The organism is Gallibacterium genomosp. 1, assembly GCF_001678575.1.
Lineage (GTDB): Bacteria > Pseudomonadota > Gammaproteobacteria > Enterobacterales > Pasteurellaceae > Gallibacterium.
Genome location: NZ_JTJP01000060.1, coordinates 1 through 10,710 on the forward strand (window position 1 = coordinate 1; position 10,710 = coordinate 10,710).

General features: G+C 33.5%; 12 protein-coding genes and 2 pseudogenes. 3 read left to right on the forward strand and 11 right to left on the reverse strand.

What is annotated here, in order from left to right:
* From QV04_RS10190 to QV04_RS10200, 3 genes are all read right to left on the reverse strand, one after another.
* Positions 1-544 (reverse strand): FGGY family carbohydrate kinase (locus QV04_RS10190; protein ID WP_268872756.1); only part of this gene is annotated, 544 nt, incomplete at its 3' end.
* A gap of 30 nt (positions 545-574) precedes the next feature.
* On the reverse strand, positions 575-1,600 hold the full coding sequence (locus tag QV04_RS10195; RefSeq protein WP_065230618.1) for an ABC transporter permease: 1,026 nt from the start codon (positions 1,598-1,600) through the stop codon (positions 575-577).
* 16 nt (positions 1,601-1,616) lie between these two features.
* On the reverse strand, positions 1,617-3,110 hold the full coding sequence (locus QV04_RS10200) for a sugar ABC transporter ATP-binding protein (RefSeq protein ID WP_065233431.1): 1,494 nt from the start codon (positions 3,108-3,110) through the stop codon (positions 1,617-1,619).
* A 241-nt stretch (positions 3,111-3,351) separates the two neighbouring features.
* Between QV04_RS10200 and QV04_RS10205 the strand changes: the two are divergent.
* Positions 3,352-4,283, forward strand: a pseudogene (locus QV04_RS10205) (sugar ABC transporter substrate-binding protein).
* 17 nt (positions 4,284-4,300) lie between these two features.
* Here QV04_RS10205 and hpaC read toward each other — a convergent pair.
* The 4 genes from hpaC to aroQ form a co-directional block, all read right to left on the reverse strand.
* Entirely contained in the window at positions 4,301-4,831 is a 531-nt protein-coding gene (hpaC, locus tag QV04_RS10210; protein WP_065233433.1) for a 4-hydroxyphenylacetate 3-monooxygenase, reductase component, read from the reverse strand.
* Between the two features lie 57 nt (positions 4,832-4,888).
* The gene (gene accC / locus QV04_RS10215; RefSeq protein ID WP_065233434.1) at positions 4,889-6,235 is read right to left on the reverse strand and encodes an acetyl-CoA carboxylase biotin carboxylase subunit; all 1,347 of its coding nucleotides are present in this window, start codon (positions 6,233-6,235) and stop codon (positions 4,889-4,891) included.
* 59 nt (positions 6,236-6,294) lie between these two features.
* Positions 6,295-6,762: an acetyl-CoA carboxylase biotin carboxyl carrier protein gene (gene accB / locus QV04_RS10220; protein ID WP_065233435.1), complete on the reverse strand. Its 468-nt coding sequence runs from the start codon at positions 6,760-6,762 to the stop codon at positions 6,295-6,297.
* A gap of 61 nt (positions 6,763-6,823) precedes the next feature.
* Complete coding sequence (gene aroQ / locus QV04_RS10225; protein ID WP_065233436.1) at positions 6,824-7,276, reverse strand: type II 3-dehydroquinate dehydratase; 453 nt, start codon at positions 7,274-7,276, stop codon at positions 6,824-6,826.
* A 218-nt stretch (positions 7,277-7,494) separates the two neighbouring features.
* Here aroQ and QV04_RS10230 point away from each other — a divergent pair, with 218 nt between their 5' ends.
* Entirely contained in the window at positions 7,495-8,481 is a 987-nt protein-coding gene (locus QV04_RS10230) for a 2-hydroxyacid dehydrogenase (RefSeq protein WP_021460957.1), read from the forward strand.
* 107 nt (positions 8,482-8,588) lie between these two features.
* A complete protein-coding gene (gene trxA / locus QV04_RS10235; RefSeq protein WP_018347013.1) occupies positions 8,589-8,915 on the forward strand; it encodes a thioredoxin TrxA in 327 nt (108 codons plus the stop codon).
* Between the two features lie 65 nt (positions 8,916-8,980).
* Here the strand turns inward: trxA and QV04_RS11855 are convergent, their stop codons facing one another.
* The 4 genes and pseudogenes from QV04_RS11855 to QV04_RS11865 form a co-directional block, all read right to left on the reverse strand.
* Positions 8,981-9,283, reverse strand: a complete 303-nt coding sequence (locus QV04_RS11855) for a hypothetical protein (RefSeq protein ID WP_231924874.1) — start codon at positions 9,281-9,283, stop codon at positions 8,981-8,983.
* 17 nt (positions 9,284-9,300) lie between these two features.
* Positions 9,301-9,618, reverse strand: a complete 318-nt coding sequence (locus QV04_RS11860) for an NTP transferase domain-containing protein (protein WP_231924875.1) — start codon at positions 9,616-9,618, stop codon at positions 9,301-9,303.
* On the reverse strand, positions 9,615-10,523 hold the full coding sequence (locus QV04_RS10245; protein WP_065233437.1) for a DMT family transporter: 909 nt from the start codon (positions 10,521-10,523) through the stop codon (positions 9,615-9,617). The genes QV04_RS11860 and QV04_RS10245 overlap by 4 nt, the downstream gene beginning before the upstream one ends.
* A pseudogene (locus QV04_RS11865) lies at positions 10,520-10,710 on the reverse strand (hypothetical protein); the annotation flags it as partial. The pseudogene QV04_RS11865 and the gene QV04_RS10245, both read right to left, overlap by 4 nt.

Genomic DNA, 10,710 nt, shown 5'->3' on the forward strand with positions numbered 1-10,710 from the left:
AATTAGATTCTGATATATTAGTAACTTCACAATATAGATTGCCAGTCAAACAGAATCTTAAATAATCATGTGTCATTAAAACATATTCTATCTTATTATATCTATCAATATCGTTATCTTTTATCCATTTTAAAATAGAGACCGGATGTCCACTCCATATGTTTTGTTTGGTTATAGGATATATTATTTTATCAACATCATGCTCTTTCCACATAGATACAATTTTTTCTGCTCGTCTATCTGATGAAAGTATGGCATTCCCCAAACTATTATAATTTTTATCTAATAGATGTACTCCTTTTCCTTGTGCTGATATACCTATTCTCACAATCATTCTGTTATCAACACCTGAATATTCAATTACCTTTTTAATAATATTAGCACATGAACTCCAAAGAGCATTCATATTTCTTTCTGCATAACCTGGTTGATTACTAATAATCCCTATATTATCTTTAGCACATTTTATAATATTACCTAATTCATCTATAATTTGAGCCTTAACAAAAGTTCCACCACAATCAATTCCTAGATAATACTTCATATATTTTCTCCATATAAAAGTAAAAATAAACTATTCTCTAAAAAATAATCTTTTTATGTTTGTTGTAGATACTTCTCCTCTCCTGATTTGATCTAGGAATACTGCTAATATTATTACTAATCCTATAATAAGTCTTTGCAAATAAGACGTAACATTTAATAACGTCAATCCATTTTGCAAAACTCCCATAATTAAGGCACCAATAGAAGTTCCTATAACTGAACCAACACCGCCAATTAAACTCGTTCCTCCAATTACAGTTGCTGCAATAGCATCCAGCTCGTATCCCATTCCAGCTATAGGTTGTGCAGCATTTAATCTACCAACTAAAATAACAGCACCTATAGCGGCTAAAGATCCATTAATAACATAAGTTTTAATTTCTAATTTTGCAACATTAATACCAGACAATCTAACTGCCTCTCTATTTCCACCCAAAGCATATATCTGTCTTCCAAAAATAGTTTGAGTTAAAACGTAATAACTTACTAATACAACAATTAAGGCAATGATAACTGGTATTGGTATATTGACTCCTCCTAAAGAAATCGAACCATTACCTAAAAAACGTAATTCATTCGGAAAATTATAGATTGTCTTTCCATTAGATATTGTTAATGCCAATCCTCTTGCTATTCCCATCATCCCTAATGTTGTTATAAAAGAAGTAACCTTCCCATAGACAATAACTAATCCATTAACATAACCACATAAGGCTCCTACTAAAATTGTTCCTAATATAGAAAACAATATAACTAACATTATTTCTATTGAAGATGGATCATCTCCTATCCATGCTAATCCTGAATGAACAAAAACCCCCAGACATACCGCAGATAATGCAACTATAGAACCCACCGATAAATCTATTCCACCTGTTAATATGACATAAGTCATTCCGACTGATATAATACAAATTACCGATACTTGTAATAATATATTTAAAATATTATTTGTAGATAAAAATACGTCTGAACTAATTGACATACCTAATATCATAAGGAAAAGAACAATACCAATACCTAGCTTAGATATTACTTTTCTTATATTTAACATATATACCCCCAATAAATTAAACACCGATCATTAAATGCATTAAATTTTCTTCATTAATTTCATCTTTTTCTGCTATTTCTTTAATCTTTTCACCATTTCTCATTACAATTACTCTATCCGACATTGTAATTAATTCCGGCAAATCAGATGAAACCATAATAATACTGCCACCATTAATAACAAACTCCCTCATTAAATCATATATTTCTGTTTTTGCACCGACATCAATCCCTCGAGTGGGTTCATCAAATAGTAAAATATTGACTCCACTTTCTAACCATCTTGCAATAATGACTTTTTGTTGATTTCCTCCTGAAAGTGTTTTTACTTCTTGATCCTGATCTTTAGATACAATACGTAATTTTTTTCTATCTTTTTCTACTAGCTCTTTTTCTAATTTCTTATCTAAATAAAATTTATTCCAAAAATTTTTTAAAATAGGAAGAGTAATGTTGTCTCTAATACTTAATCCTAATATTAATCCTTGTATTTTCCTATCCTCTGTAATAAATCCTATTTTTTGTTTTACAGCATCTTCAGGTGTATATATATTTATTTTTTTGTTATCAATAAATATATTTCCCACATACTCATCTGCCCCATATATTGCTCTTAGGATTTCTGTTCTTCCAGCTCCCACTAACCCAGCGAATCCTAATATTTCGCCTTTATATAAAGTAAAATTAATATTTTTAATTTTTTTATTATTTAAATTCTCTACTCTTAACTTTTCATCTATTCCTTTAAATTCTCTATAATAATTTGAAAAATCAATATTTCTTCCTACCATTAATTTCACAATTTCTTTTGATGATGTATCTTTATAATTTAATGTTCCCGTAATCTCACCATCTCTCAATACTGTAATTTTATCCGCTATATGTTTAAACTCTTCTAAACGATGTGATATATATATCATTGCAACATTTTTTTCTTTTAGTTGATGAATAATCCTAAACAAGGTTTCCGTATTTTTTCTTGAAATAGATGCTGTTGGCTCATCAAAAATAATAACTTTATATCCACCAAACATAGCCTTAGCAATTTCTACCATCTGTTGCTGCGCAACAGATAGATTAATTACTAAATCATCAGGACTTATATCAAGTTCCAAATCATCAATAATCTTTTGTGTTTTTTCCCTCATACTTTTCCAATTCATCCTATTACAAAATGACTTTTCTTCTGATCCTAAAAAAATATTCTCTAACACTGTTAGGTGAGGAACTAACATTAATTCTTGATGGATAAACCCTATACCTAGCAATTGAGCATCTTTCACTGTTTTAGGTAAATAATATGTATTTTGGAATAAAATTTTTCCATTATCTCTGGGGTATATTCCTGCAATAATTTTACATAATGTTGATTTTCCAGCACCATTTTCTCCTACTAAGCAATGAACTTCACCGGAGTAAATCTTTAGATTTACATTCTTAAGAATACTCACCCCAAAAAAACTCTTATTAATATTTTGTAATTCCAATATAAGTTGCTTATCTTTGGACATGACTTTTACTCCATTTAATGATTTATCATTGTTGTAAGCATATGATATTCACTTAAAAATAAATGTGATTAAAATCACATAAATAACAATTATTGTGTAAAAATTTTAACAAATTATCAAAACAAGTAAATTTTAGATCGTTTTTGTGACTAAAATCACATTAAAAATTTATTGAAGTGTTAAAATAAAAACAATGATTACATCAGTGATCAGAATAGTAGCTTAATTAAAGGAGAATCCTATGAAAAAAAATTTCCTTTCTAACTCCATAAAAGCTGGATTACTTGCCTTTGTCATATCCGGATTGCAGAAAAACCACAAATTGCACTACTTATGAAAACATTAAGTAATGAATACTTTATTTCTATGCAACAAGGTGCTGAAGAAGCAGCTAAAAAAATGGACGTTGACTTAATTATTCAAGTTGCAGAAAAAGAAGATTCAACAGAACAACTCGTTGGCCTTGTTGAAAATATGATTGCTAAAAAAGTAGATGCCATCATTGTAACTCCAAATGACTCTATAGCATTTATTCCAGCTTTCCAAAAAGCAGAAAAAGCAGGTATTCCGATTATTGATTTAGATGTTCGCTTAGATGCCGAAGCTGCTAAAAAAGCAAACTTAAAATTTAATTATGTTGGCGTAGATAACTTTTTAGGAGGATATTTAGCAGCTAAAAATTTAGTCGATGCTTTAGGAGGTAAGGGGGATATCGCTATATTAGAAGGCATACCTGGAGTTGATAATGGTGAACAACGGAAAGCTGGAGCATTAAAAGCATTTAATGAAGCACCCGGAATAAAAATTGTGGCATCACAATCAGCAAATTGGGAAACCGAACAAGCATTAAACGTTGTTAGCAATATTCTGACCGCCAATCCAAATATAAATGGCATTTTTGCAGCGAATGATAATATGGCTATTGGAGCAGTGACAGCTGTTGAAAATGCAAGATTGGCAGGGAAAGTGCTTATCACTGGTTATGATGGGATTCCTTTGGCTATTGAATATGTAAAACAAGGAAAACTCCAAAATACTATTGACCAGTTGCCAAAAAAACAGGTAACTATAGCTATTGAAAATGCATTAAAGCAAATTCATAAACAGCCTATTCCTGATATATTCTATGTAGATCCGATTGTCGTAGATAAAGAGCAATCTAAAAACTATTAATCAATAATGTTCAGAGCCTATAATGATAATAGGCTCTTTTCTTTTACAACCTGAAAACCTCGGTTAAAATACACCAAACCTTTGCCCTCATTCACATCGATTGTCTCTAGTGTCACGAAAAATAACGAGTGCGTGCCAACTTCGTGAATCATAGTGATTGTACCGTGCAGATTAGCCAATGAACCAATTAATGCCGGAGCGTGATAAAATTCGTGTTTTTCTTTCCAGATGTCCATATTAAAACGCTCTTCCATTGAACTTTCACGCATACCTGCAAAATGACAAGCAAGCTCTTGCTGCTCTGCGGATAGAATATTAATACAAACCTGTTTATTCTGTTTAAATACAGCATTCATTTGACTATTACGATTCACACAAACTAAAACTGTTGGAGGTGTATCTGTGATAGAACAAACCGCCGTCGCCGTAATTCCACAAGTTCCTGCCTCACCTTGTGTTGTAACAATATTCACTGCCGCTGCTAATTTAGACATCGCATTACGAAAGTTTTGTTGTTCGAGCGTTAATATTTCTGCTTTTTTTGCCATATTTTTATATCATTTTAAGAGCAAAACGCCGGTGAATTACCGGCGTTTAATAAGTAACTAATCATTCAATCCTAATTTTTTCTCAAGGTAATGAATATTAGTACCACCTTTTTGGAAATTTTCATCTTCCAAAATCGATTCGTGCAATGGGATGTTGGTTTTGATACCATCAATAATCGTTTCAGCTAAAGCATTCTGCATTCTACGAATAGCTACTTGACGATCTTCACCATACGCAATCAATTTACCAATCATTGAATCGTAATTTGGCGGTACAGTATAACCACCATAAATATGAGAGTCCCAGCGAATACCAAACCCACCTGGTGAATGAAGATGCTCAATTTTTCCTGGAGATGGCAAGAATGTATTCGGATCTTCTGCATTAATACGGCATTCAATTGCGTGTCCACGTACTTGAATATCTTCTTGTTTAAAAGATAATGGCAAGCCTGAAGCAATGCGTAATTGCTCTTTTACTAAATCAACGCCGGTGATCATTTCAGTAACCGGATGTTCCACTTGGATTCGAGTGTTCATTTCAATGAAATAGAACTCGCCGTTTTCATATAAAAACTCAAACGTGCCTGCACCACGATAGCCGATCTCTTTACACGCATTAGCACAACGTTCGCCGATATGACGGCGCATCTCTTCAGTAATGCCCGGTGCCGGTGCTTCTTCCACCACTTTTTGGTGACGACGTTGCATTGAACAGTCACGTTCAGCTAGATAAATTGCATTACCGTGTGTATCTGCCAACACTTGAATTTCGATATGGCGCGGATTTTCCAAATATTTTTCCATATAAACCATATCATTATTAAACGCAGCTTTCGCTTCTGCTTTTGTCATTGCAATCGCTTCTTCCAAAGCGCTTTCTTGGCGAACAACGCGCATTCCTCGACCGCCGCCACCGCCGGAAGCTTTAATAATAATTGGATAACCGATACGTTTGGCAATCTCTTTATTCTTATTAATATCTCTGCCCAATGGACCATCCGAACCCGGCACACAAGGCACTCCGGCTTTTTTCATTGCTTCAATCGCTGAAACTTTATCCCCCATTAAACGGATAACATCAGCAGTCGGCCCAATAAAAACGAAACCGGAATGTTCAACCTGCTCCGCAAAATCGGCGTTTTCTGATAAAAATCCATATCCCGGATGAATTGCATCTGCACCAGTCACTTCCGCTGCGGCAATAATTGCCGGAATATTTAAATAACTTTTTGCAGATGGCGCCGGCCCGATGCAAACAGTTTCGTCCGCAAGCAAAACGTGTTTTAACATACGATCTGCGGTTGAATGCACAGCCACAGTGGCAATACCCAACTCTTTGCACGCTCGTAAGATACGCAATGCTATTTCACCACGATTAGCGATAACTACTTTTTCTAACATAGTTCTATCCATAAAAATCGACACAATATGTTCTGTTGTCATATTGTGTCATAGTGAATTTATTCGATTACGATTAATGGTTCATCAAATTCAACCGCATCACCATCATTAACCAGAATAGCTTTTACTACACCGGCTTTATCCGATTCAATACGGTTCATCATTTTCATTGCTTCGACAATACAAAGTGTATCACCGACTTTAACGCTTTTACCCACTTCAACAAATGGTGCGGCTTCAGGACTTGGACTACGATAGAATGTACCCACCATTGGTGAGCGAACGGTATGACCGGAAATTGCATTCGCTTCTGCTGCCGGGGCTGTCGCCGGTGTTGCTGTAGGTGCTGCAACTGCTGCCGGCGCGGCTGGTGGTACAATGATCGGTTGTGGAGCAACCGGAGCCGCCGCTGCTACTGCACTGCCACGACTAATACGCACTGATTCTTCGCCTTCGGAAATCTCAATTTCCATAATGCCTGATTCTTCAACCAATTCGATAAGTTTTTTAATTTTACGAATATCCATAGTTTGATCCGCTTTAGTTAATGTTTAATCGACAAATCGCTACAAAGAACAGTAGCGATGATTAATTTGCTTGTTGCTGTTGCAAATGGGCAACGGCAAACTGTAACGCATATTGATACCCAGCCGCGCCTAATCCGCAAATTACGCCCACAGCAATATCGCTTAGATAGGAGTGATGACGGAAAGGTTCACGACGATGAATATTTGAAAGATGAATTTCAACGAAAGGAATTTCTACTGATAATAACGCATCCCGCAATGCCACACTGGTGTGAGTAAACGCCGCCGGATTAATCAAAATAAAATCCACTTGTCCCAAACTTTCGTGAATTTTATTAATCAGTTTTTCTTCGCTATTGGATTGGAAACAACTCAATTCAATGCCATACTTTCCGGCACTTTCTTGCAACGCCGTTTCAATATCTTGTAAGGTCTGTCTACCGTAATGCTTCGGCTCCCGTTTCCCCAACATATTCAAATTAGGGCCATTTAATAACAAAATATGAAATGACATAGTTTCCTCTCACTTCTCGTCTATAAAAATTCAACATTATAACGATTTTATCGAAAATCACAGCATTTATCTGCTCTTACCTCTCATTTTCTTTAAAATTACCCCAAATTGCCCTTTCAGAACTGCTGACTTCGGCACAACCAAAAGCGCCTAACTTGGTCTTGATATGTTACACTATCAACAGGAAAGCAAAATTTAAATTTAATAGGAGTATTACGATGAAAATCGCTGTTTATAGTACAAAAAGTTATGACCGAAAATATTTGGAACTGGTCAATGTCAAATACAATTTTGATCTCGAATTTTTTGACTTTATGCTCAGTAAGCGTACTGCAAAAATGGCAGAAGGTTGCCAAGCGGTCTGTATTTTTGTCAACGATAATGCAGATCGGGAAGTGCTCACCGAACTTGCGCAAATCGGTGTCAAAATTATTGCTTTACGTTGTGCCGGTTTCAACAATGTCGATTTAGAAGCCGCCAAAGAATTGGGATTAAGTGTGGTTAGAGTGCCGGCATATTCTCCGGAAGCCGTTGCCGAACATACGGTCGGCTTAATGTTGACATTAAATCGTCGCATTCACCGCGCTTATCAACGCACCCGTGAAGCCAATTTTTCGCTTGAAGGCTTAATCGGTTTCAATATGCACGGACGCACTGTTGGCGTTATCGGAACCGGAAAAATCGGTTTAGCCGTAATGCGAATTCTAAAAGGCTTTAGTATGCATATTCTCTGTTATGATCCATTTAAAAATCCGGCAGCAGAAGAACTTGGCGCCACTTATGTTTCTTTAGATGAACTCTATGCCCATTCGCACGTCATCACACTTCATTGTCCGGCAACTCCGGAAAACTATCATCTGCTAAATGCCGAAGCATTCAAAAAAATGAAAGATGGTGTAATGATCATTAACACCAGTCGTGGCACATTGATTGATACCCAAGCGGCGATTGAGGCTTTAAAATCCCGTAAAATTGGCGCATTAGGTATGGATGTTTATGAAAATGAACGAGATCTCTTCTTCGAAGATAAATCGAATGAAGTAATTTTAGATGACGTATTCCGTCGTTTATCTTCTTGCCATAACGTGTTACTGACAGGGCATCAGGCATTTTTAACAGAAGAGGCATTAACCAGTATCTCGGATGTGACACTTAGCAATATCCACGCACTGGTTACAAATCAACCTTGCGCAAATCTACTTTAAGTTTTGGCTATTGCTGGAATTGTATTTTGTGCAACAAATTAGTGTTATACTACCGTAACATTTTTAACATTGATGAAAAAATAAACTTCATTTAAGGATTAAACTTTATGAGCGATAAAATTGTTTATTCAAGCGATGCATCTTTCGAAGCGGACGTTTTAAAATCAGATGTCCCTGTTTTACTTGACCTTTGGGCACCTTGGTGCGGACCTTGCAAAATGATTGCACCGGTTTTGGATGATCTTGCAGAAGAATTTGACGGCAAAGTGAAAATCGTCAAAATTAACATTGATGAAAATCAACAAACCCCTGCACAATTAGGTGTGCGCAGCATCCCAACATTGATTATCTTTAAAAATGGTCAACCTGTTGCTACTCAAGTTGGTGCCGTTCCAAAAGCACAATTGGCTGCGTTTATTAATAATGCTCTTTAATACATTTATAAGTTAAATGCTGAATATTAAGGTCACAAATAATACTATTTGTGACCTTATTTTTATCAAGTTTTTTTATAATTTAATAAACTTAAATAATCTTCAACAGTATCCATTTCTCCAGCATCACTGTCATTCAACAACAATGTTCTAACTGCTAATTTTTTGGTTAGAATTAATTTTCTAGGAATATCATCCCAATAATATTTTGAATTATTTAAAATATCAGATTCTAAATAATTAGATAAAGCTTTCTTTATTGAATAACAATCTTCACCTATCCAAAAAGATACTCCTAAAAGAGATGGTTTATCATCATTGCTAACATCTATCTGACGAATAATTCCCATTTTATCTATAATTGGCACCCATTCTTTTTCTCTTTTTAATCTATGACATCCGCATCAATAACATAACTATTTTCAAAGTAATTAGATACCTTAAAAAAAGAATAAATGTTATTGTATTCCTTATATTTTTCATTATAAATAATTTTACATTTATATTTATCATTCAAATATTCGAATAAATGAGCATTATGTCCTGTCACAATAAAAATATCAAAAATATTAGCTTCTTGAAGAAATTTAATAGTTCTTTCTATATTAGGCATAGATAAAATTGGAAGTAATGCTTTATGACTATTACTTACAAAATCTTTAAATCTACTTCCTAAACCAGCTGCTAAAATAATTGCATTCATTTTTCACCTTTCGAAAAGCTAATTACTATCGAACAAAAAATACAAAAGCCACCAATTATACTAATGATAGTAAAATTATATGTTGTAAATAAAAACAACATAACCCACAAAATATAACTTATGTTGAAGTTTATTGCATAAGATGATCCGATAATACTTATTGATGTATAATAAAAAAAGTAAGATAATACTGAAAAAATACTAACAATAAATAAATTAAATAAGAATTCTATATTTATACTAAAATTACCACCTAGATAAAAAAATATTAAACACAAGATTATAGAAATGCATATAGAAATTATATATCGAAAAAATAATATTGTTTCAGGAAATATTGATTTAATAGAAAAATACTCACAACATACAGACTCACTTCCCCAAGAAAATGCACATAACAGTGCAAAAAATATTCCAAAAACTTGAAGATTATTAATTTCTAATGGTTCTATAGTAAGATATAAACCAATAACTGATAATATTATAGAGATAACCACTTTAAAGTTTATCTTTCTATACAAAAAGAACAATATTAATAACGAAAATATTGGGTATATCGATGTAAAATAAGTCGTAATAGCAACCCCAGAAAATACAATAGATAATATATACAATCCCATACCTATAGAAGGGAATACTAAGAAAATAATATTTTTCCTAATAACAAAAGCATTTTTAGAAATATCTAAAGTTATTTTTCTTATTCTTAAAAATGACAAAAAGACAAGTGAAAAAAACTCTGTAAAAAGCAGTATTATTACAGACAAAAAAAGATAATCATCACTCAACTCTTTATATAAAGATGCGACTCGATCTATCAATATTAAATTTATTGCCCAAAGTAATCCAGATAGAATTCCTAAAAGTTCACCTCTAAACTTATAGATTAAGTCTTTCCACATCATATATAATTTTCCTTATACTCTGAATATAAAGAAAAGATTCTTTCTAGGCGTTTATATTTATAATTACCAAAGAAATCACCTCTAGACTCTTTAGCTAATGTCCATAAGTACCAAAGTGCATTTTGTAGAATTTTATATATAAGAATTTTTTCTTCTAAAATATCTATTTTAGAAAGTGAAGGGGGGG

What these genes read in the sequence shown, in the direction of transcription:
- QV04_RS11860 (WP_231924875.1), bottom strand. Translation starts at nt 9,618, where the DNA reads ATGAATGCAATTATTTTAGCAGCTGGTTTAGGAAGTAGATTTAAAGAT.
- accC (WP_065233434.1), bottom strand. Translation starts at nt 6,235, where the DNA reads ATGTTAGAAAAAGTAGTTATCGCTAATCGTGGTGAAATAGCATTGCGT.
- hpaC (WP_065233433.1), bottom strand. Translation starts at nt 4,831, where the DNA reads ATGGCAAAAAAAGCAGAAATATTAACGCTCGAACAACAAAACTTTCGT.
- QV04_RS10195 (WP_065230618.1), bottom strand. Translation starts at nt 1,600, where the DNA reads ATGTTAAATATAAGAAAAGTAATATCTAAGCTAGGTATTGGTATTGTT.
- QV04_RS10200 (WP_065233431.1), bottom strand. Translation starts at nt 3,110, where the DNA reads ATGTCCAAAGATAAGCAACTTATATTGGAATTACAAAATATTAATAAG.
- aroQ (WP_065233436.1), bottom strand. Translation starts at nt 7,276, where the DNA reads ATGTCATTTCATATTTTGTTATTAAATGGCCCTAATTTGAATATGTTG.
- accB (WP_065233435.1), bottom strand. Translation starts at nt 6,762, where the DNA reads ATGGATATTCGTAAAATTAAAAAACTTATCGAATTGGTTGAAGAATCA.
- QV04_RS10230 (WP_021460957.1), top strand. Translation starts at nt 7,495, where the DNA reads ATGAAAATCGCTGTTTATAGTACAAAAAGTTATGACCGAAAATATTTG.
- trxA (WP_018347013.1), top strand. Translation starts at nt 8,589, where the DNA reads ATGAGCGATAAAATTGTTTATTCAAGCGATGCATCTTTCGAAGCGGAC.
- QV04_RS10245 (WP_065233437.1), bottom strand. Translation starts at nt 10,523, where the DNA reads ATGATGTGGAAAGACTTAATCTATAAGTTTAGAGGTGAACTTTTAGGA.